The 18,787-nt window shown below is 60.3% G+C and carries 18 protein-coding genes; 8 read left to right on the top strand and 10 right to left on the bottom strand.

Annotation, left to right across the window (positions count from 1 at the left end; genetic code table 11):
* Nucleotides 1-7 precede the first annotated feature (7 nt).
* The 4 genes from OO730_RS09380 (at nucleotide 8) to OO730_RS09365 (ending at nucleotide 3,147) form a co-directional block, all read left to right on the top strand.
* Nucleotides 8-754: a hypothetical protein gene (locus OO730_RS09380; RefSeq protein WP_264981194.1), complete on the top strand. Its 747-nt coding sequence runs from the start codon at nucleotides 8-10 to the stop codon at nucleotides 752-754.
* A 112-nt stretch (nucleotides 755-866) separates the two neighbouring features.
* Complete coding sequence (gene ftsE / locus OO730_RS09375; RefSeq protein ID WP_264984153.1) at nucleotides 867-1,586, top strand: cell division ATP-binding protein FtsE; 720 nt, start codon at nucleotides 867-869, stop codon at nucleotides 1,584-1,586.
* Nucleotides 1,583-2,458 (top strand): cell division protein FtsX, encoded by an 876-nt coding sequence (locus tag OO730_RS09370; protein ID WP_264981193.1) that lies wholly within the window; start codon nucleotides 1,583-1,585, stop codon nucleotides 2,456-2,458. The genes ftsE and OO730_RS09370 overlap by 4 nt, the downstream gene beginning before the upstream one ends.
* A gap of 191 nt (nucleotides 2,459-2,649) precedes the next feature.
* Nucleotides 2,650-3,147, top strand: coding sequence for a rubrerythrin family protein (locus tag OO730_RS09365; RefSeq protein WP_264981192.1), 498 nt, complete (start codon nucleotides 2,650-2,652; stop codon nucleotides 3,145-3,147).
* Nucleotides 3,148-3,371: 224 nt separating this feature from the next.
* Here the strand turns inward: OO730_RS09365 and OO730_RS09360 are convergent, their stop codons facing one another.
* Entirely contained in the window at nucleotides 3,372-3,536 is a 165-nt protein-coding gene (locus OO730_RS09360) for a hypothetical protein (protein ID WP_264981191.1), read from the bottom strand.
* A 175-nt stretch (nucleotides 3,537-3,711) separates the two neighbouring features.
* Between OO730_RS09360 and OO730_RS09355 the strand changes: the two genes are divergently transcribed.
* On the top strand, nucleotides 3,712-4,593 hold the full coding sequence (locus OO730_RS09355) for a LysR family transcriptional regulator (protein WP_264981190.1): 882 nt from the start codon (nucleotides 3,712-3,714) through the stop codon (nucleotides 4,591-4,593).
* Here OO730_RS09355 and OO730_RS09350 read toward each other — a convergent pair.
* Both OO730_RS09350 and OO730_RS09345 read right to left on the bottom strand, forming a co-directional pair.
* A complete protein-coding gene (locus OO730_RS09350) occupies nucleotides 4,590-5,477 on the bottom strand; it encodes a LysR family transcriptional regulator (protein ID WP_264981188.1) in 888 nt (295 codons plus the stop codon). The genes OO730_RS09355 and OO730_RS09350 overlap by 4 nt on opposite strands.
* Complete coding sequence (locus OO730_RS09345; RefSeq protein ID WP_264981187.1) at nucleotides 5,477-6,358, bottom strand: LysR family transcriptional regulator; 882 nt, start codon at nucleotides 6,356-6,358, stop codon at nucleotides 5,477-5,479. Before OO730_RS09345 ends, OO730_RS09350 begins: the two co-directional genes overlap by 1 nt.
* Nucleotides 6,359-6,497: 139 nt before the next feature.
* Here OO730_RS09345 and OO730_RS09340 point away from each other — a divergent pair, with 139 nt between their 5' ends.
* On the top strand, nucleotides 6,498-6,662 hold the full coding sequence (locus OO730_RS09340; RefSeq protein ID WP_264981186.1) for a hypothetical protein: 165 nt from the start codon (nucleotides 6,498-6,500) through the stop codon (nucleotides 6,660-6,662).
* 135 nt (nucleotides 6,663-6,797) lie between these two features.
* A complete protein-coding gene (locus OO730_RS09335) occupies nucleotides 6,798-6,956 on the top strand; it encodes a hypothetical protein (RefSeq protein WP_264981185.1) in 159 nt (52 codons plus the stop codon).
* A 57-nt stretch (nucleotides 6,957-7,013) separates the two neighbouring features.
* On the opposite strand, the gene OO730_RS09330 is transcribed toward OO730_RS09335, so the two are convergent.
* From OO730_RS09330 to OO730_RS09305, 6 genes are all read right to left on the bottom strand, one after another.
* On the bottom strand, nucleotides 7,014-7,607 hold the full coding sequence (locus tag OO730_RS09330; RefSeq protein WP_264981184.1) for a histidine phosphatase family protein: 594 nt from the start codon (nucleotides 7,605-7,607) through the stop codon (nucleotides 7,014-7,016).
* Between the two features lie 8 nt (nucleotides 7,608-7,615).
* Complete coding sequence (locus OO730_RS09325; RefSeq protein WP_264981183.1) at nucleotides 7,616-8,437, bottom strand: tetratricopeptide repeat protein; 822 nt, start codon at nucleotides 8,435-8,437, stop codon at nucleotides 7,616-7,618.
* A 216-nt stretch (nucleotides 8,438-8,653) separates the two neighbouring features.
* The gene (gene gyrA, locus OO730_RS09320) at nucleotides 8,654-11,101 is read right to left on the bottom strand and encodes a DNA gyrase subunit A (protein WP_264981182.1); all 2,448 of its coding nucleotides are present in this window, start codon (nucleotides 11,099-11,101) and stop codon (nucleotides 8,654-8,656) included.
* A gap of 15 nt (nucleotides 11,102-11,116) precedes the next feature.
* On the bottom strand, nucleotides 11,117-13,513 hold the full coding sequence (gene gyrB / locus OO730_RS09315; RefSeq protein ID WP_264981181.1) for a DNA topoisomerase (ATP-hydrolyzing) subunit B: 2,397 nt from the start codon (nucleotides 13,511-13,513) through the stop codon (nucleotides 11,117-11,119).
* Nucleotides 13,514-14,683, bottom strand: a complete 1,170-nt coding sequence (gene dnaN, locus OO730_RS09310; RefSeq protein WP_264981179.1) for a DNA polymerase III subunit beta — start codon at nucleotides 14,681-14,683, stop codon at nucleotides 13,514-13,516.
* Between the two features lie 147 nt (nucleotides 14,684-14,830).
* Nucleotides 14,831-16,129: a DnaA ATPase domain-containing protein gene (locus OO730_RS09305; RefSeq protein WP_264981178.1), complete on the bottom strand. Its 1,299-nt coding sequence runs from the start codon at nucleotides 16,127-16,129 to the stop codon at nucleotides 14,831-14,833.
* A gap of 428 nt (nucleotides 16,130-16,557) precedes the next feature.
* Here OO730_RS09305 and OO730_RS09300 point away from each other — a divergent pair, with 428 nt between their 5' ends.
* On the top strand, nucleotides 16,558-17,727 hold the full coding sequence (locus OO730_RS09300; RefSeq protein ID WP_264981177.1) for a homocysteine biosynthesis protein: 1,170 nt from the start codon (nucleotides 16,558-16,560) through the stop codon (nucleotides 17,725-17,727).
* Nucleotides 17,728-17,829: 102 nt separating this feature from the next.
* Here OO730_RS09300 and thiM read toward each other — a convergent pair whose 3' ends face one another.
* Entirely contained in the window at nucleotides 17,830-18,630 is an 801-nt protein-coding gene (thiM, locus tag OO730_RS09295) for a hydroxyethylthiazole kinase (protein ID WP_264981176.1), read from the bottom strand.
* Nucleotides 18,631-18,787: the final 157 nt, after the last annotated feature.

The following is an 18,787-nucleotide window of genomic DNA, read 5'->3' as shown; positions in this document are numbered from 1 at the left end:
GAACGTTATGGCAGCCAAGCGCCTCAAGTCCTCCTCCCTGCCGGGCCGCATGCTGGCCCGCATGCTCCTCATCCTGCTCGGATTCCTCATGGGCGTGGCCCTGTTCACCCCCTGGGACAAGATCTGGGCGTCCGCCCTGACCCGGCTGGACGAGAACCTGCCAATGGTCGGCCTGACCTGGGAGGGCATAGACCGCGACGGCCCATTCGGCTTCCGGGTGCGCGACTTCAAGATCACCGTGGCCAAGACGCCCGGTTTCCTGCGCTTCGAGCACGCCTACGTGACCATGGGCTTTTCCCCGCTGGCCACGGTGCGCCTCGACACGGGCGGCACCCAATGCCTCCTGGAGCTGTATTCCAACGGCATCTTCGAGTTCAAGGGCGACCTGAACCTGACCTACCTGCTCGGCTACAGCGACTTCAAGGGCACGCTGAACACCTCGGGCAGCCTGTTCATGCCCGACGGCGCACGGCTGCCCCAAAACGGCTGGCTGGACATCCGCTCCCAGCAGCTCATCCTGCCCGGCGAGCGATCCGTGGAGGACCTCTCCTTTACCGCCGCCATCGAGAACAACCACCTCGACATCCGCGACTTCTCCATGCGTCGGCCCATGATCTACAAATCCACCGGCAGCGCCGTCCTCGACCCCGACGACCTCTTCCAGACCCTGTTCGACCTCTCGGGCGACATGACGGTGGGGGATGACACCTTTTCATATGAAATGAAGGGCACCCTGGCCGAAGCCCTGTGGTAGGCTTCCGCACTCGGCAGCCCGGATGCCCTTTCCCCTTTTTCGGAAAACGACAGCCCCCCATTCAAGGGGTGTCTTGCCATATTCACTCCTCACAGGTACATTGCCGGGCATGATGGTCAATGTTGAGCGACTCTCCTATAATTTCGGGGCGTATTGGGCCCTGAAAGACGTTTCCTTTTCGCTGGGGAGGGGAGAGTTCTTGTTCCTGACCGGCCACTCGGGGGCGGGGAAAACCACGCTCCTCAGGCTGCTGTACGGCGCGCTGCCGGTCAACCGGGGGCGGGCCACGGTGGCCGGGTTCGAGCTGAACCGTCTCCGGCGGCGGGAAATACCGCAGCTCCGGCGCAAGGTCGGGGTGGTCTTCCAGGACTTCAAGATCCTGCCGGACCGCACGGTGTTCGACAACGTGGCCATGGCCCTCGAGGTGCGGGGCATGCCCCGGCAACACCTGGAGCGGCGCGTGCGGGCCATCGTCCGGGCCATGGGGTTGGAGACCAAGTCCTATTCCACCTGCGAGCGGCTGTCCGGCGGCGAGCAGCAGCGGGTGGCCATCGCCCGGTCCATGGTCGCCAACCCGGAATTGATCCTGGCCGACGAGCCCACCGGCAACCTGGACGTGGACCTGACCATGCACCTGATGGAAATATTCAAGCAGTTCCACACCTACGGCACGTCGGTCATCATGGCCACCCATTCGCGCGAAGTGCTCGAATGCGTGCCGGGCGCGCGCATCCTGCACCTGCAGGACGGACGCATCGTGGACGAGGCCGGGGGCGTCGAGCCCGAGCCCGAGGAAGAGGAACCCGCCAGCCTGGGCGAGGTGGGACTGTGATCGGCCAGTTCCTGCGGCTCTCCATGCGCGGCGTAGCCGACCTCCGGCTGCACCCGTTCGCCCAGCTCCTCACCCTGGTGGCCGTGGCCATGGTCACCCTGCTCACCGGCCTGATCCTGCTCGGCCTGAACACGGTCAATTTCGAGCTGCTCAAATCGCGCGGCCAGGTGGAGTTCCAGGTCTACTGGAAGACCGACGTGGGCGCGGAGGTCGTGGTCAAGGACTGGGACGTGATCCGGGCCATGGATCACTTGCGGGACTTCAAGACGTTCACGCCGGAAAACGCCCTCACCGAGCTGGCCTCGGCCCTGGGCGAGACCGGCGACTTCTCCTGGTTGGCGGACAACAACCCGCTGCCCTATTCCGGGCTGGCCTCCTTCCGCGTGCCGCCCGAGGCGCAGGACGAAGGCTGGGCCGCGCAGCTGCTCACGAACCTCAAGTCCCTGCCCGGCGTGGACAAGGTCAACTACACCCCGTTCCAGGCGGACCTGGCCCAGAGCTGGACCACCATCTCGCGCATGGTCATCTGGCCCGTACTCGGCTTCCTGGCGCTCATCGTATCCCTGGTGGTGCACAACACGATCAAACTGTCCCTGCTGACCCGCGTGGACGAAGTGGAAATCCTCTCCCTGGTGGGTGCCAGCCCCGCTTATATCCGCTGGCCGCTGCTCACCGGCGGCTTTGTCCAGGGCGTGCTCGGCTCCGGACTGGGCATCGGCCTTCTCGCCCTGGTCCACTCCTTCATAGCCGAAGCCCTCAACTTCCCCCCGTTTCTCCTGGAAATCAGATTCCTGCCCATGGATCAACTGGCCATGCTCGGCGGAGCCGTCACCCTGGTCTCGGTCATATCCAGTTGGGTGGCCATAAAATAATCCTTCCTGCCCGAACCCATTCACCCGCTCAATAACATTTGTCGCTTTTGACCAAATGTTTCCTTTCAGAGTATTGGGGGCAGAGCAAAAAACACTTGATTTCTTATTTGAGAATCATTACTACTTTGTTCACATTTGCTGAATATACCGGCCTTTTTGGCCTACAAAACCAATATTGAAGGAGATTTGAAATGAGCAAGACCATGGAGAACCTGAAAGCCGCCTTTGCCGGAGAATCCCAGGCCAACCGCAAATATCTCGCCTTTGCCGAAAAGGCTGAAAAAGACGGCAAACCCGGTGTGGCCAAGCTGTTCCGCGCAGCCGCAGCAGCGGAAACCATCCACGCACACGCCCACCTGCGGCTCATGAAGGGCATCGGCTCCACCGAGGAAAACCTCAAGGCCGCCATCTCCGGCGAGACCTACGAATTCGAGAAGATGTACCCCGAGATGATGGAAGACGCCCAGGCCGAGGGCGAAAACGCCATCCTGCGCTACTTCGGTTTCGCCAACGAGGCCGAGAAGATCCACGCCTCCCTCTACACCGAGGCCCTGGAAGCCGAGGGCGACACCTTTGCCGACGCCGAATTCTACATCTGCTCCGTCTGCGGCCACACCCGGGACGGCGAGCCCACGGACAAGTGCCCCATCTGCGGCGCCACCCCCAAGGCCTACGCCAAGGTCGACTAGCCTCTCCTCCCCGTTGAACATCAAAAGGCCCCGGCAGGACAGCCGGGGCCTTTTCTCATATCTTCGACCTCCAGCGCCTTTGTGCGTATCCTCCCCGAGCTCCCCCGACCTTGGGAGAGTGGGTCGAAAAAAGAACCGCTCTTGTCTGAGGGGAAAGGATGATAATCCTCAGACAAGAGCGGCTCTAACCCGCAATGTAGGGGCCCGCCAGGGGGCCCGGATGGTTACGCGCCCCGGGTAAAGAGGGTCAGGGCAAAGGCGGTCACGGTCGCACCGGCGATGCGGCGGTAGCGACGAAAGTTGCGACGGCGGGCGGGCACGGCCTGGGCCGTCCTTGCGTCGTTGCGCATGTTCATCATGGCCAGACGGGTATCGTTATCCATGCTCATGATCGTTCTCCTTTGTTTGTGTCCCGAAATGGACGCATTTCCATATCTGCACAATTAAGGATGTCCGTGTAATCAATCCAATTGTTTTGTTTGATGCACTTGTTCAGTTTTTCTGATGGCGAAACAATTCTTGATCAGGTAAGATGATTGATCACATCAAGGAGGCTGATTGCCCATGGAACTCTATCAGCTCAAGACGTTCGTAGTGGTGGCCGAGGAAGGGCATCTGACCCGGGCCTCGGTGCGCCTGCACACCAGCCAGCCTTCGGTTTCCGCGCACATCAAGGCCCTGGAGGAGGAACTCGACACGCGGCTGTTCATCCGCACTCCCAAGGGCATGCGGCTGACCGAGGCCGGGCAACGGCTGCGGGCCAAGGCCCTGGACGTGCTTCAGGCGGCCCGGGAGCTGAAGCTTGAGGCACGCAACATGGGCGGCGAACTGGTGGGCGACCTGGCCATGGGGCTCAACACGGACGCTGAATACCTGCGCATCGTGCCCCTGCTCAACTCCCTGGGTGCGGCCCACCCCAAGGTGACGCTCCAGATCCAGCAGCGGGCGTCCACCTCGGTCCAGGGGGCCATCCGTGACGGCGAACTGGATTGCGGCTTCATCTTCGGCGACCCGCGTTCATCGGATATCGACGCCGTCCTGCTGGAAACCACGCAGTTCCTGGTTGCCGTGCCGGACATCTGGCGGGACCGCATCAAGGGCGGGCTCGAAGCCCTGGCCGACCTGCCGTGGATTTTGGACCCGTCGGACAACCCGGTGCAGAAGCTCGTCGAACCGTTTTTCCAGTCCCACGACTTCAAGCCCTCCAACCAGCTTGAAGTGGACGGAGACGAGGTCATCCGGGTGCTGGTGGCCGCAGGCAAGGGCGTCTCGTTCCTGCGCAGGAACGAAGCGGAGGCGGCCAACCGCATCGGCCAGACCGTTCACGTCATGGAATTCGACGAGCTGTCCATCGATCTGAGCTTCGTCTGCCTGAAGCGGCGTGACCAGGACCCGGTCATGCGGGCCGTCATCGATCACGTGAAAAAGGTGTGGGGCGTCGACTAGTCGGAGGTGTTCCAGGCCTGGATGACGGCATCCGCAAGGGCCCGGATGAGCGGATCGTTTTCACGGCACTTCGGGTACACGAAACTGATGGGCAGGGACAGGGGCGGCCCGAAGTCGCAGACAACGGCGGTTCCGGCGGTGACCATGGCGACGGCGTCGTGTTCTTTGAGCAGGGAAAGCCCCTTGCCCGCAGCCACCAGCTGGCGGATGACGTCTTCGGAATCCACCTCTATGTAGTCGCTTAAAAATATTCCCGAATCCTTGAGCACCCCTTCGATGATCGCCATATACGGACATTCCATGTTCGGCTTGACCCATGGCATGGCGGCCAGCTGGTCCATTGACCTGCCCTTGATCCGGGCGGCCCAGCTCGCCGGGGCCACCACGCGGATCGGTATGTCGTCGAGGGGCAACGCCGTGACCTCGGCATAGTGATTCTCCGAAAAGGAAAACCCCCCGTCGACCCGCCTGTCCCGTACGTCCTTGAGAATATTCCAGGAGTCACCCTGCTGGAATTTCAGGCGCAGCTTCGGATGGGTTTGGGCCATGGCGTCGATGAGACCGGTCACCCGCAGGAAATCCGGGTCAGTGTTCAGGACAACGCATAGCGTTCCGGTCAGGTCCTTGCGATAATTCCTGGCCTGGTGGAGCAGGTCGTCGGCCGCCAGCAGGATGGCTTCGGCCTTGAGCTTGAGTTCCTTACCCGCCTCGGTCAGCTGCATGCCGCGCGGGGTGCGCACGAACAGGGGCAGCCCCAGCTCCTCCTCAAGGGCCTTGATGTGGCCGCTCACGGCCGGCTGGCTGGCGAAGATGCGCTCGGCGGCCTTGGTCAGGTTGCCCTCCTCGGCCACGGCCACGAACGTCTTGAGCTGGTACAGTTCCATTATCCCCCCCAGGCGGTGCGAACGATCTCGATGAGTGCGGCGATGGCCGGATCTTCGGCCTCGCCCTTGCGGTAGACGAAGTTCAGCTCCACCGAATGGCGGCCGAGCGGCGTGCACTCCACGCCGAGGCCGGATTTGACCATGTGCGCCACTTCATCCTCCCGGACCAGTCCCAGCGCCTTGCCCTCCAGTATGAGGGGCCGGATGACCTCTTCCGAGTCCGCACCGATGGTCCGGGCGGGCACGATGCCGTGTCGCTTGAACAGATCGAGCTGCAGTTCCCTGAAGGCGCAGTCCGTGGTGGGCATGATCCAGGCGTGTCCGGAAAGTTCGCCGGTCGCGTCGGACTCCAGTTGCTCACGGTACATGGCCGCGCCCATGATGGAATAGGACGGCTCGGCCAGGGTGATGGTTTCCAGGTCGTTGTACGGGTTGCCTGCAAAGACGAAGCCCGCGTCCAGCGTGCGGGCGCGGATTTCCTTGAGGATGACCCTGGAGGGAAACTGGGCCAGGGACAGGTTGAGCTTCGGGAACCGCCGCTCGATATCGGCGAACAGCGCGGTCACCCGGAGATAGTCCGGGTCGGTGCACAGCCCGAGGGAGACCTTTCCGGCCACTTCGGCTCCCAGGGTCACGGCCCGGGCCTTCAGCGCGTTGGCCGCAGCCAGCACCTCGATGGCGTCCTGGACCAGTTCGGCCCCGGCCTGGGTCAACTCCACGCCGCGCGTGATCCGGTCGAAAAGGCGCACGCCAAGTTCCTCTTCCAGGGCCTTGATGTGCGCGGAAACCGCCGGCTGGGTGGCGTGCACCCGCTTGCCCGCCCGCGTGAAGTTCCCTTCTTCGGCCACGGCCACGAACGTTCTGAGCTGATATAGTTCCATGACAGGTACATACCCGTACAACCGACAGTTATCAATCAGGATTGCTTATGACGGACGTCAAGGATTGTAATTGGACCATGAACCGCCTCTCACATATCAGGATAGAGGAGTTCCATTTTCAGGGGGCAAGGAGGAGTGCATGGACAGAGGGGTCGGAAACATGTGTCGGTATCTGCTTCTGCCGGAAGATATCTCCTGCGAAGGCGAGGGTATACACTATCCGGCCTCGGTGCGGGCATGCAAGGCCGTGCTCTGGATCGGGCTGTCCATCCTCGTCGGCCTCGGACTGAACCGGCTCTGCTGAGGGGCGGGCCGCCGCCTCCCAAGATCATCCATAAGAATTCCTTATGGATAATCTCACGCATCCCTATTGGACCTCAGGCGGCTCTTTTCCCTACCAGAAGACAACCCGTTTCGAACCCAATGTGAGGAAATGACAATGTCGTACCTGAGCTACCTGTTCCAGCCCGAAGATTCCACCCTCGGCGTCACCGAAGCCGCCTATCACAAGATTCCCTGGTCCGTTCGCACCTTCAAGACCGCCCTCTGGATCGGCGTGTCCATGATCATGAGCGTGGGCATCAGCCAGCTCAGCTAGCCGCCTTTCTCCACCCTGTCCCGGCCCCCGGCCCAAGGCTTGGGGGAACAGGTCGCCCTAGATTTCGATGTTGAGCTCGCCTATGGCCAGCTCGAGGTCGGAGCACTCGAAGCGGTGCAGCCGATACGGCTCGATGGGATTCGGGTCGCCGGGCAGGTAATCCAGGCCGGACAAGGTGTAGGCCAGGCATTTCAGGATGCCGTTGTGGGTCACCACCAGCACGGATTTGCCGGGATACTTCTCGGTCAGGTCCATGAGCGCGTCACAGGCGCGCATGAGCAGCTCGTTGCGGCTCTCCCCGCCCTTGGCGCGGAATTCGAACCCCTTTCTCTCCTGCTGGCCCACCAGCTTGTACATCTCCCGGATCTGGCCGCGATCCAGGCCGGTCCACTCCCCCCAGTCCATCTCGTTGAGGCGTTCATCCTCCACCACGTCGAGGTTCAGGGTCTCGTTGATGATGGCCGCGGTCTCCCTTGAACGGGCAAGACCGCTGGTCACGATCAGCTCCAGGCCGTTGTCCGCCAGGGACCCGGCCCATTTCCTGGCCTGTTCGCGCCCTTCTTCGTTGAGGGAAGTGTCGGTGCAGCCCTGGATGCGGTGCTCGTTGTTCCAGTCCGTCAGGCCGTGGCGCATGCAGAAAAATGTGGTCATGATGTTCCTTATTCGGACGGCGGCTTGAGCGGAATGGGCTCGGGCTGGACGTCCGGCAGGTTGCCCAGTCGCGACTCCACCACCTTGGGGTTGGGATAGGTCGTCAGGATAGACTCCAGCAATTCCCGTGTCCTGCGGTAATCGCGCTCGTGTTCGTAAATGTCGGCAAGCAGGAACACCGCCAGGGCGTGGGTCTCCTCGGACAACCCTCGCAACTCGAGCAGCTGCTCGAGCGCCTTCCTGGCCTGTCCCCAGCCGGAAATGAAGCTGTAGCTCTGGGCCAGCTCGTACAGGCACCGGGCCTTTGACTCGGACTCGGAAGCCGAGTCGGCGCAGTTTTCCAGGGTGGACGCCACCAGGTCGTAGCTGCCCATGTCGCGGTACAATCTGGCCATGCGCAGTTGCGTCCTGTACATGTGCTCCGGGTTTCCCTCGGCGTGCATCAGGCATTTTTCAAAGGACTCGATGGCCTTGGGCCGGTTGCCCAGTTCCGCGTAGACCTCGCCGAGCTGGAACATGATTTTCCACGCCTCGTTGGCGTTGCCGCCCAGCTCGAGATACATGGCCTCGAGCAGCACCACCGCCCGGTCGTAGTCGCCCTTGATGGTCACCGCGATCTCGCTCAGCCGGTCCCACGCCTCCTTGCGGTCGGCGCCCTGGGGCTCGATCTGCAGGTAGCGCTCATAGTCCTTTTCCGCCTCCAGGTAGAACCCCTTGGAGTATGCGTCCCGGGCCCGCTCAATGTCTTCCATCCCCGGAGATTTGTCCGAGGAGCAGGACGCCAGCAGGCACGAGCAGAAAAGGATAACAAGAAGCAGGATCTGTTTCATAAATGTACTTTTAGGAGTCCCCCGGCTCCCCCGGAACAACAACCGCCTGCGACGTTGGTACGATGCCCTGCCCGCTCGCGCAACGAAAAACGACATGCGCTGCCCAGAGGCTGCCGCCCAGCATCATTCCGGGCGAAAATCTCCGCGCGCGATGTCGTATGCGCTGGAGATTTCCGCCCGGATACCATGCAGATGCACCGTCGGCCCGATAAGGACCTACGGCGTCTTGTCCTTGAGCTCTTCGTCGTCGTCCATCACCAGGTCGAACCCGGCGACCTTGTTGTCGGCGTCCATCTTCACCAGCCGGACACCCTGGGTCGCGCGGCCTCGGGTCTGGCTGACCTCGGACACGGACATGCGGATGACCTTGTTCTGGGTGGTGAGCAGGATGACGTCGTCGTTCTCGTTGACCATGCGCGCACTGATGACCTTGCCGGTCTTGTTGGTCAGGCGCATGTTCAGGATGCCCTTTCCGCCGCGCGTCTGGACACGGTACTGGTCGATGGAGGTGCGCTTGCCGAAGCCGCCCTCGGACACGGTGAGCAGCTGGTCGCGCTCCTCGTCTCCGGTGACAACGCAGGCCACGACCTCGTCGTTGGGCCGCAGGGCCATGCCCTTGACTCCGGCGGTGGCGCGGCCCATGGGACGGGCGTCGTTGATGTTGAAGCGGATGGCCGAGCCCTCGCGGCTGGCCAGGATGCAGTCCACGTCCGGCTCGAGTTCGCGCACGGTCATCAGCTCGTCGCCGTCGCGCAGGTTCACGGCCCGGATGCCCGTGGAGCGGCAATTGCCGTACAGGCCGATGGAGGAGCGCTTGATCATGCCCTTTCGGGTCACGAACAGGAAGAAGCGGTCATCCTGGAACTCGCGCAGGGACAGGGCCGTGGCGATGTTCTCTTCCTTCTCCAGGGGCAGCAGGTTGTTCACGTGGCCGCCCTTGGCGTAGCGGGAGCCCTCCGGAACCTGGTGGACCTTGATCTTGAACATCTTGCCGAAGTTGGTGAACAGCACCAGATGCTGATGATTGGTGGTCAGCATGAAGGTGTGGATGAAGTCGCCGTCACCGGTCTGCACGCCCGCGATGCCCTTTCCGCCCCTCCGCTGGGCCGTGTAGTTGGAGAGCGGGGTGCGCTTGATGTAGCCCCGGCGCGACAGGGTGATGACCGTTTCCTCGTCCGGGATCAGGTCCTCGATGTCGATGGAGTCCAGGTCCGCCTGAAGCAGTTCGGACTTGCGCGGGGTGGCGTAGTTGTCCTTGATTTCGCGGAGTTCGTCGCGGATGACGCCCTTGAGAACCTCCTCGTTTTCAAGGATGGAGGTGAAGTATTCGATCTTCTTCATCAGCTCGGCCAGCTCTTCCAGGAGCTTGTCGTGCTCCAGGCCGGTGAGCTTCTGCAACCGCATGTCGAGGATGGCCTTGGCCTGAATCTCCGACAGGCTGAACCGACTCATCAAGCCTTCGCGGGCCTCGTCCGGCGTCTTAGATGCGCGGATGAGCTTGACCACTTCGTCGATGTTGTCCAGGGCGATGCGCAACCCTTCCAGGATGTGGACGCGCTTCTCGCACTTGTCCAGATCGAACTTGGTGCGACGGATGATGACTTCGCGGCGGTGCTCAAGGAAGTGCTTGAGGACCTCTTTCAGGTTCAGCAGCATGGGCCGCTTGCCGACCACGGCCATCATGTTGATGCCGAAGCTCGTCTCCAGCGGCGTGAACTTGTACAGCGAGTTGATGATGATGTCCGGGATGGCGCCGCGCTTCAGGTCGAGCACGATGCGGATGCCCTTGCGGTCGGACTCGTCGCGCAGGTCGGACACGCCCTCGATCTTCTTCTCATGGATGAGCGCAGCGATCTTCTCCACCAGGGTGGACTTGTTCAGGGCGTAGGGAATCTGCCTGATGATGATCGATTCCTTGCGTCCCTTTTTGGCCTCTTCCACCTCGACCACGCCGCGAATCTTGATGGAGCCGCGACCGGTGGTGTAGGCGTCCACCAGTCCCTGCCCGCCGAAGACCGTGCCGCCGGTGGGGAAATCAGGGCCCTTGACCCGCTGCATGAGCGATTCGATGGTGCACTCGGGGTTGTCCAGCAGGTGGATGGAACCGTCGATGAGCTCGCTCAGGTTGTGGGGCGGGATGTTGGTGGCCATGCCGACCGCGATGCCGGTGGTGCCGTTGAGGAGCAGGTTCGGCACCTTGGTGGGCAGGACCGCCGGCTCCTGCATGGTGTTGTCGTAGTTGGGCCTGAAATCGACGGTGTTCTTGTCGATGTCGCCGAGGAACTCGGAACACAGCTTGGCCATGCGCACTTCGGTGTAACGCATGGCGGCGGCGGAGTCGCCGTCGATGGAGCCGAAGTTGCCCTGGCCGTCCACGAGCATATCGCGCATGGAGAAGTCCTGGGCCATGCGGACCAGGGCGTCGTACACTGCGGAGTCGCCGTGCGGATGGTACTTACCGATGACGTCGCCGACCACGCGAGCGGATTTCTTGTAGGCCCGGTTGTGGTAGTTGCCGAGATCGTGCATGGCAAACAGGATGCGTCGGTGGACGGGCTTCAGCCCGTCGCGCACATCCGGGATGGCACGCCCGATGATGACTGACAGGGAATACTCAAGATAACTTTTCTTGAGTTCGCTTTCGATGGTGATGGTATTACTCATTCAATAGCCCCAAACTTAGATATCCAGTTCCTGCACAGCCAGTGCATTTTTCTCAATGAATTCACGCCTGGGCTCCACATTGTCGCCCATGAGATCCATAAAGATGTCGTTGGCCGCAGCCGCATCCTCGATGGTCACCTGAAGCATGATCCGCTTCTCCGGGTCCATGGTGGTTTCCCAAAGCTGTTCCGGATTCATTTCGCCCAGACCCTTGTAGCGCTGGATGGACCAGCCACGATTCGCCTCTTCGATGACCTCGTCATACAGCTTAAAAAGGCCGGTAACGGGCTTCTCCGCCTCTTTCAGGTCCAGGGTGAACTCGAACCCGCCGCAGATGTCCTTGAGCTCTCCATGGGTCGCATAGGCCGTTTTGTAGAGCTTGGAGTAGAAGAACTCCATGGCCAGCCGGGTGCGGTGGCCGTTCTCGTTTTCGAAGACGAGATAGGTGCGGTCCTTGTCCAGTTCCTGATCGTGTTCCTTCTCGATGTGGACCCGGTACCCGTTGGTCTCGAAATCCTTCTTGAACTGCTCGGGATCGTGCTCTTCGAAGTAGGTGAAGGAGATCCGTTCCGGGTAGTCCAGGAGCTTCTTGTAGAGGGTCGGCTCGATGCCCACGGTCTCGGCTTCGCCGAACTTGGTGCGCAGGAAGCGGATTTTGGCCATGATGTCCAGGAGCTTGTCGCCTTCGAAGACCCGGCCGGATGCGGACTTGATGGACAGGTCGCCGCCGATCCTCTCGAGCAGGAAGTTGTCCAGCTCCACGTCGTCCTTGATGAACTTCTCGAACTTGCCCTTGTGCGCGCGGTAGAGCGGCGGCTGGGCGATATACACGTGGCCCCGGTTGATCAGCTCTTCGTACTGCCTGAAGAAGAAGGTCAGCAGCAGCGTCCGGATGTGCGAGCCGTCAACATCGGCGTCAGTCATGATGACGATCTTGTAATAGCGCAGCTTGTCGTAATCCTTTTCTTCTTCGTCCTGGCCGATGCCGATGCCGAAGGCCGTGATCATGGCCCGGATTTCCTTGTTGCCGAGCATCTTGTCCAGGCGCGTCTTCTCGACGTTGAGGATCTTGCCGCGCAGGGGGAGGATGGCCTGGATCTTGGGGTCGCGGCCCTGCTTGGCCGAACCGCCTGCGGAGTCACCCTCGACGATGAATATTTCGGAATCCTTGGGGTCCTTGGACTGGCAGTCGGCCAGCTTGCCGGGCAGGGCGTTGTCGGACAGGGCGCCCTTGCGGCGGACCAAGTCCCGGGCCTTTCGGGCCGCCTCGCGCGCCCGGGCCGCATCCACCACCTTTTCGATGATGAACCGCGCCTCCTTGGGATTTTCCTCGAAAAAGACGTTCAGCTTTTCATAGATGACCGCCGCCACCAGGCCCGCAGCCTCGGAGTTGCCGAGCTTGGTCTTGGTCTGGCCCTCGAATTGCGGTTCCGGCAGCTTGACCGAGATGACCGAGGTCAACCCTTCGCGCACGTCGTCGCCGGTCAGCTTCTGGATCAGCTTCTTGGGCAGGTCCGCGTTCTGGACGTAGTTGTTGATGGCCCGAGTCAGCGCGGTCTTGTAACCGGCCAGGTGGGTGCCGCCCTCAATGGTCCGGATGTTGTTGGCGAACGTGTAGGTGTTTTCCTTGTAGGACGAGGTGTACTGGAGGGCGAACTCCACGATCATGTTTTCGGACTCGCCCTCGCCGTAGACGATCTCGCCGATGGTCTGCAGGTTCGAGTTCAGGTCCTTGACGTAGCGCTTGATGCCGCCATCAAACTTGAAGGTCTCGGCTTCAGCCTCGGGGTTACGCTCGTCCTTGAACTCGATCTCCAGGCCGGAGTTCAGGTAGGCCAGCTCCTTGAACCGCTTCCTGAGCACGTCGTAGTCGAACTGGTTGACCTCGAAGATTTCCTCGTCCGGGCGGAATCGCTGGCTGGTGCCCGAGTGGTCCGAGGTGCCGGTCTCTTCCAGTTCCTGGACCACATGGCCGCGCTCGAACTTCATGCGATAGGTCTTGCCCTCGCGGCGGACCGTTGTCTCCATGAACTCGGACAAGGCGTTGACGCAGGACACGCCCACGCCGTGCAGGCCGCCGGACACCTTGTAGGTCTCGGAATCGAACTTGCCGCCCGCGTGCAGGGTGGTCATGGCCAGCTGGACCGCCGGGACGCCTTCCTTGGGGTGGATGTCCACGGGGATGCCGCGGCCGTTGTCGGTCACGGTGCAGGAGTTGTCCATGTGCAGGGTGACCTTGATCTTGTCGCAATACCCGGCCATGGCCTCATCGATGGAGTTGTCGATAACTTCGTAAACCAAGTGATGCAGGCCACGGATATCGGTGGAACCGATGTACATGGCGGGCCGTTTTCGAACGGCCTCAAGCCCCTCGAGTACGGTAATTGATTCGGCGTTGTACTGTTCGCTCATTTATGCGTTTTCCTCGGTATAGTAAGTCTCTTCCTGAATCATCATGGGCATGACGATCACATCGTAGTTCTTGTCGTCGGCGCCGGTCAGGCCGCAGGGGGCCTCGGTGCCGGTCAGGGTGAACTTCACGGTGTCGGAATTGAAGTGGTTCAGTATCTCGATGAGATTCCTGGTCGGGAAGGCGATGCGGGCCATGTCGCCGGTGAAGGTTGCGTCGATGGATTCCCGCGCCGTGCCGGTCTCCTGCCCCTGGGCGGAGATGGTCACCTCGCTGCCCGCAAAGGTGAAGTAGGCGCAACGGTTGGAGTCGGTGTTGAACAGGGCCACGCGGGACAGGGCGTCCACCAGGTCGAGGCGGCTCACTTCCAGGGTGGAAACGTCGGGATCGTTCAGCTTGGCCAGGAAGTTCTGATAGTTCGGGTACTGGTAGTAGGACAGGGGCAGCGTGAAGGTCTCCCGCTTGTCGCCGGTGCGGAAAAAGAGCCGCTTGTTGGAGATGGCCAGCTCGATCTCATCGGCGGTAAGCCACTTCTTGAGCTCGGTCAGGTACTTCTTCTGGATGAGCACGCCCTCTTCCGGGAGCATGGCATAGATGTCGTCGTTGACGAAGTTGAGCATGGCGAACTGGTGGCCGTTCAGGCCGCAGACCTCGACGGTCTTCACGCCCATCTTGTCGCGGGGGACGAGGTGGATGCAGGCGATGGCCTCCATGGAGTCCTCGTCCGAAATGCAGAACGAAATCTTGTCGATGATCTCGTGCAGGAAATCACCGGACCAGAACACGGTGCCGTTTTCCGGAAAGGTGGAGAATTTCTGGAACCATTCCGGGTCGTTTACCGGGAACTTGTACTTCCTGGCCTTCTGTTCGACCAGGACGTTCTGGTTCTCTTCATCCGTGCTGATGGTCAGCTCACCCTGGTCGGAACGGAGCTGCTTGACCAGGTCATAAAAAGCGCGGCCCTGGACGCCGGCCAATCCCTCGCCCTCGATACCGGCCGGATAGGAGCCCATGAACTCGAGATTCGAATCGGTGGACATCACGTTCAGGTTTCCGTTCTCGCACTGCAACCAGATGGTGCGGAGAAATGCCGCTCCGGTTTTGGCCGGGATGATGTTCGCCGACTTCTGGAGTCCTTCGATGATTTCATCTCTGTTCACTTTCAGAAACATAAAAAATATCTCCTTGATTGAGATTTATTGCCTCGGTTCCTTTGTTCCAAACTCATTCAAATTACTTTTTTATTTGAATATTTTCAGAACATGCACTGTGTCTGTTTCGGAACCATTTTTTCATAATTTCGTGTTTTCGCATTATGATCACGACATACGACACTTATTCTTCAACGTTTTTAACAGTTGTTTCAGTTCGAAGTCATCTTCCTGTAATTGTTCGATTTTTTTAACCGAATACAGAACCGTTGAGTGGTCTTTTCCGCCAAAGGCCCGACCCAGCGAAGGGTAGGAAGTGTTCAACATCTGGCGACAGAGGAACATGGCCACCTGGCGGGCATGGGCTATGTGCTGGTGCCGTTTGGTGCCGATCAGGTCCTTGACGTGGACGCTGAAATGGTCGCTGACCACGTTGAGGATTTTCTTGGGCGTCAGGTCGTCGGTGGTCTTTTCCTCGGTGTTGGCCAGGATGTGCTCGAAGTCCTTCTGGGAAAGGTCCTGCTTGACCAGTTCCTTGAAGGCGAAAAGTTTGAGCAGGATGCCCTGCAGATAGCGGAAATCCGTGAACCGCTGGGCCAGGGTGAGAATCTGTTCCTTGTTCAGGGAGAGCCGTTTGGCCTTGGCCTGGCGCTGGATGTACCCCACCCGGATTTCCAGGTCCGGTTCCTTGAGGGTGACGATCAGTCCCCAACCCAGGCGGGATTGCAGGGCCTCGTCCAGGAAGTCGTAGCTGGTCACCTTTTCCCGGCAGGCCAGGACCATCTGTTTCTTGTTGTCGTAGAAGTGGTTGAAAATATTGACGAGTTCCTGCTGGAAATGGGGATGTTCCCTGATCTTGTGGAAATCGTCGATGAACAGGAACTGGTATTCGAACAGATAGTTGCGCGCCTTGAACCGGTCGCCCTTGAACCGGATGTTGTACAGGGAGTTGAGCTCGTCCATGGAGCCCATGAACACGGTGGAGTAGTCGTGCTTCTTGGAAATCTCGTTGGCAACGGACCGGAGCAGGTGGGTCTTGCCCGAGCCGCCCGGGCCGCAGATGATGAACGGGTTGAAAAGCGACCCGGACTGCTTGGCCACCTCTTTGGCCGAGGCGATGGGGAAGTAGTTCTTCTTGTTGATCAGAAAGGTCTCGAAGGTGAACTCCTGGCCAAAAGGAAAATCGATGCGCTTGACCACGTTGGCCACCTGCACCCCTGTGGCCCTGTCGGGCTTCTCCACGTCCCTGTAGCTGACCAGGTAGCCGGAACCGAGGAACATGTTCAGCTGCGCTTCGAACTTGTCCTGGATTTCAGCCTCGAACCATTTGGCGAAAAAGGTATGGGGAAAACCAACGGTCAGACGCTTGTTTTCTTCCGAATAATCGAAATACAACGGGTCGAACCACCGCTTGAGTTCGTCATCCGAGCTGGTCTGGAGAAGGTGTTTCCGCAGGGAGTCTTTCACGCTGTGCCGATGTTGTTTATGTGTTGTTTACAATTACTCGAAAATATTAGGGAAAAAACGGACTTTTTAAAGTCTAAAAAATATCCCGAAATTCCTTAGGTTCTATACCTTATAATATACCTCAAGCCAAGCTTTTTAGCCCGGTTTTTACGGAAAAACGCCCGGTTTTGGTTGTTCTTTTCCGCGAAAATCACTCCTTGTTGATAACAGCGGTTTCAGGGTCTTTTTTCCTATGCGGCGGCGGTTTTGATGGGGGGGTCGGGAAGAGGAAAAACAACCTGGTTTTCCTTCGCGGGTTTTTCTATTACAAGGGGTGGACTCGACGCGCGGAAAGCGATTCGGCAGGGCGCCCTGCCGGGCCCGTTGAAGTCCGCACGCGAGAAAGTTCAGCAAGGGACCGGGCGCGCCAGTCCGGACCCGGAGGCACAATGGCAGAATACAAAGTGAACAAGACGGTCAAGGAGATCAACGAGCGCATCCGCAAAGGCAAGGCCGTTGTGGTCAATGCCGAGGAAATGGTCGCCATCGTCAGGAAGGAAGGCAAGGTCAAGGCGGCCCGGGAGATCGACGTGGTCACCACGGGCACGTTCTCGCCCATGTGTTCCTCCGGTCTCCTGTTCAACATCGGGCAGCAGCCTCCGGTGATGAAGGTTTCCAAGCTGTGGCTGAACAACGTCCCGTGCTATTCCGGAATAGCCGCCGTAGACGCCTACCTTGGGGCCACAGAGCCTTCTGAGGACGATCCCCTCAACAAGGTACACCCCGGACGCTTTGCGTACGGCGGAGGGCATGTCATGGAGGATTTGCTCCGCGGCAAGGCGGTGCACCTGCGGGCCGAGGCCTACGGAACGGACTGCTACCCGCGCAAGAACCTGGACAAGGACGTCACCCTGGCGGATTTGCCCAACGCGGTCATGCTCAACCCGCGCAACTGCTACCAGAACTACAACGCGGCCGTGAACCTGACCAGCCGCACCATCTATACGTACATGGGCCCGCTCAAGGCGAATTCCTCCAACGTGAATTTCGCCACGGCAGGCCAGCTGTCCCCGTTGTTCAATGATCCGTTCTACAGGACCATCGGCATGGGCACGCGCATCTTCCTGGGCGGCGGCATCGGCTACGTCATCGGCGAGGGCACCCAGCACGTGCAGAAGCCGAAACGCAACGAGCGCGGCCTGCCCGAGAATCCGTCCGGCACCCTGATGCTCAAGGGCGACTTCAAGAAGATGAACCCCCGCTATGTGCGCGGCCAGTCCCTGGTGGGCTACGGCGCGTCCCTGGCCGTGGGCGTGGGCATCCCCATTCCCATCCTGAACGAGGAGATGGCCTGGTTTACCGGGGTCAGCGACGCGGACATCACCATGCCGGTCAAGGACTACGGCTACGACTACCCCAACGGCATCCCCCGCGAGTTGACCCGCGCCTCCTTCGAGGAGCTGCGCAGCGGCGAGGTCACGGTCAACGGCAAGAAGACCTCCACCGTGCCGGTGACCAGCTACTCCATGTCCCTGGAAGTGGCCGACACCCTCAAGGAGTGGATCGAAAAGGGCGAATTCCTGCTCACCGAAAAAGTGGAGGATATTCCGAGCTTCTAGCCGTCTGATTCAGAAAAATGAAAAGGCCTGCCGAAATACGACGGCAGGCCTTTTTTCGTGATTTGTCCTAATCTGATGAACGAATTGTCCTGTTTTCACCTACTAGGATGAAATCCTGGCCCTCTCTGCGATCTCCTCTCCCGACAACGTGAACAAGGTGTCGATGATCCCGGTCTGCAGGGAGGCGGGTCCGGCAGCAGTCTCGGCGGCGAGTTCACCCGCAATGCCAAGGACGGCCATGCATGCCGTGACGGCCTCGACAGTGTCGTCCATGACTGCGGCAAAAGCCCCTGCCAGGGCCGATGCCGTGCAGCCCAGCCCGGTGATCCTCGGCATCATTTCGTGCCCGTTGACGATGAGTATTTCCCGGTTGCCGTCCGTGACCAGATCGGTCTCGCCGCTGACGCACACGGTGCACCCGTATTTCGTCGCCAGGGCAGTGGCCGCATCCCGCGCCTCCAGTGAGCCGTGGGTGCTGTCCACGCCCCTGGTGGCCCCGCTCTGCCCGGCCAGGGCGATGATCTCCGAGGCGTTGCCCCGGATGATGTCCGGCGATGCGCAGGAGAGCAGTTTTCGGCATACCCTGTTGCGGTATTCCGAGGCCCCGGCTCCCACGGGATCGAAGACGAGAATCTTGCCCAGCCTGTTGGCGCACTCCCCCGCCCTGTACAGGGCCTCGGGCAGCGTGCCCGCCGGGATGCCCATGTTGCAGACCACGGCCCCGGCGATGGACACAAGGTCTTCGATCTCCTCCGCCTGATGGGTCATGATGGGCGACGCGCCCACGGCCAACAGCCCGTTGGCGTTGAGGTTGGCGGCCACGTAATTGGTCACGGAAAGGACCAACGGACTGCCCGATCGCACCTTCTCCAATCCCTGCCGGACATACTCGATATTCTGCATTTATCATCCCTTCATGCTGAGAATCGGTTCCGAAATGAAATATCCCAATCAAATCCATACCCTAACACGCCATCCCCGAACAAGCCTATTCTCACAGAGGCGATAGCACTAATGTCTGGTCTATATGTACCTATTGCAGCACTTCGCGAAGCGACGT

The organism is Pseudodesulfovibrio portus (genome assembly GCF_026000375.1).
Taxonomy (GTDB): Bacteria; Desulfobacterota; Desulfovibrionia; order Desulfovibrionales; family Desulfovibrionaceae; genus Pseudodesulfovibrio; species Pseudodesulfovibrio portus.
The sequence above is the reverse complement of the archived record's forward strand: the minus strand, read 5'-3'. Positions and strand labels throughout refer to the sequence as shown.

Bases quoted from the DNA above. Each gene is read 5' to 3' on its own strand.
- OO730_RS09335 (WP_264981185.1), top strand. From the start codon at position 6,798: ATGTCGTACCTGAGCTACCTGTTCCAGCCCGAAGATTCCACCCTCGGC.
- OO730_RS09330 (WP_264981184.1), bottom strand. From the start codon at position 7,607: ATGACCACATTTTTCTGCATGCGCCACGGCCTGACGGACTGGAACAAC.
- thiM (WP_264981176.1), bottom strand. From the start codon at position 18,630: ATGCAGAATATCGAGTATGTCCGGCAGGGATTGGAGAAGGTGCGATCG.
- gyrB (WP_264981181.1), bottom strand. From the start codon at position 13,513: ATGAGCGAACAGTACAACGCCGAATCAATTACCGTACTCGAGGGGCTT.
- ftsE (WP_264984153.1), top strand. From the start codon at position 867: ATGGTCAATGTTGAGCGACTCTCCTATAATTTCGGGGCGTATTGGGCC.
- OO730_RS09360 (WP_264981191.1), bottom strand. From the start codon at position 3,536: ATGAGCATGGATAACGATACCCGTCTGGCCATGATGAACATGCGCAAC.
- OO730_RS09300 (WP_264981177.1), top strand. From the start codon at position 16,558: ATGGCAGAATACAAAGTGAACAAGACGGTCAAGGAGATCAACGAGCGC.
- dnaN (WP_264981179.1), bottom strand. From the start codon at position 14,683: ATGTTTCTGAAAGTGAACAGAGATGAAATCATCGAAGGACTCCAGAAG.
- OO730_RS09365 (WP_264981192.1), top strand. From the start codon at position 2,650: ATGAGCAAGACCATGGAGAACCTGAAAGCCGCCTTTGCCGGAGAATCC.
- OO730_RS09355 (WP_264981190.1), top strand. From the start codon at position 3,712: ATGGAACTCTATCAGCTCAAGACGTTCGTAGTGGTGGCCGAGGAAGGG.
- OO730_RS09350 (WP_264981188.1), bottom strand. From the start codon at position 5,477: ATGGAACTGTACCAGCTCAAGACGTTCGTGGCCGTGGCCGAGGAGGGC.
- OO730_RS09345 (WP_264981187.1), bottom strand. From the start codon at position 6,358: ATGGAACTATATCAGCTCAGAACGTTCGTGGCCGTGGCCGAAGAAGGG.
- OO730_RS09380 (WP_264981194.1), top strand. From the start codon at position 8: ATGGCAGCCAAGCGCCTCAAGTCCTCCTCCCTGCCGGGCCGCATGCTG.
- OO730_RS09325 (WP_264981183.1), bottom strand. From the start codon at position 8,437: ATGAAACAGATCCTGCTTCTTGTTATCCTTTTCTGCTCGTGCCTGCTG.
- gyrA (WP_264981182.1), bottom strand. From the start codon at position 11,101: ATGAGTAATACCATCACCATCGAAAGCGAACTCAAGAAAAGTTATCTT.
- OO730_RS09340 (WP_264981186.1), top strand. From the start codon at position 6,498: ATGGACAGAGGGGTCGGAAACATGTGTCGGTATCTGCTTCTGCCGGAA.